General features: G+C 39.4%; 1 protein-coding gene and 1 pseudogene. One reads left to right on the forward strand and one right to left on the reverse strand.

Features of this window, described 5'->3' with window-relative positions:
- Positions 1 to 477 precede the first annotated feature (477 nt).
- On the forward strand, positions 478 to 654 hold the full coding sequence (locus ACFIKE_RS10955; RefSeq protein ID WP_375649945.1) for a hypothetical protein: 177 nt from the start codon (positions 478 to 480) through the stop codon (positions 652 to 654).
- Positions 655 to 939: 285 nt separating this feature from the next.
- Here the strand turns inward: ACFIKE_RS10955 and ACFIKE_RS10960 are convergent.
- Positions 940 to 1,185, reverse strand: a pseudogene (locus ACFIKE_RS10960) (drug:proton antiporter); the annotation flags it as partial.

Genomic DNA, 1,185 nt, shown 5'->3' on the forward strand with positions numbered 1-1,185 from the left:
TTTATTCCGTTAAAGCTTACGGTTTTCTATAAAAAGGCTGTTTTCATGATATCCGCTGTTAATCTCGCGTATTTGGTCGTGATGGAAATATACACGTTTATCGTGTCTGTAAGGGAGCTTGAAGCAATGAAGTTATGTGTAAAAGAGTTCTGAAAAGCTTCTTTTGTCCGTAAATTTTATAAGGAAAATCTAAAGGCAGGAAAATGTTAGAGAAATCTCAGAGCACACTGTAAAAGTAAAAAACAGCCTTTTTAGAGATGGTTTGCTGTCTGTCATCGTGCATCATGATTTTCAATATTTTTAAAAATTTTCCCCTCAATGAGAGAAGGCTTTTTTATTAAAGAGGGGTAGATTTCTGTTGACAGTTCACAATGGAATGGAGAGAGATGCTGCTTTATCAGATGTTTTTGTCGCTTCATCTTCATTTGAACCTGTTGCGGTTATGCAAGCATAGCAATTCAATGAGGTTTAAATGAGATGAATAACATCGCCAAGTTTGCAGCACGTTGCTATTTTCTACATCGCAATGCGTGGCAGAAGATGATCAGCATTTGGGGGGGGGCGGGCGCGCGGGATGCCATATTCTATGCTGGTGCTGTAGGGGTGTCTGTTAGCGTGTTTATGGGACTATTCCGCATTGAAATGCGTGCTTAATTTCGTGGATATTTGCAAAGATACCAACAGAGAATCCCATATTTCAAGAGGTTTTGAGAGGTGTCCAAGAGCACAAAGCAAGTATGATGTTGATAAACACCGCATGTTATTGGAGATGGCCAAATTTTAGAGCTTAAGGAGCTTGTCGGTTTAGTGTCCTTTCATAAAAATGATGAAGGCTGTGGTCAAGGTTTCAGTGTGTTGGTTTCTCGAAAAGTGGTAAACTGCTCTATGATATTATATGTCGTTGCAAATGTTATTGAGAAGGCGTTCAAACAAAGCATATCATAAATCGGAGCCCTTTTCTTTATGCGACAAGGAGAATGCAAGGCAAAACAGTAAAAATGCAGCGATAGAGAATATAAAGAATATGAGATATGTTTGGTTTAAGGACAGATATTCTTCTGTCAGCGAATGGATAAAAAATCCAGCGAATACACCCCCCAAGGCTCCGCCTATTTGCTGTAATATGCGTGTGATAACTGCTGTATCTTTGACGTATAAGCTGTTGACATATTGGATGGGGGCGGA

The sequence above is a fragment of the Bartonella sp. MU70NMGDW genome, assembly GCF_042194085.1.
Lineage (GTDB): Bacteria > Pseudomonadota > Alphaproteobacteria > Rhizobiales > Rhizobiaceae > Bartonella > Bartonella grahamii.

Bases quoted from the DNA above. Each gene is read 5' to 3' on its own strand.
- ACFIKE_RS10955 (WP_375649945.1), top strand. From the start codon at position 478: ATGAATAACATCGCCAAGTTTGCAGCACGTTGCTATTTTCTACATCGC.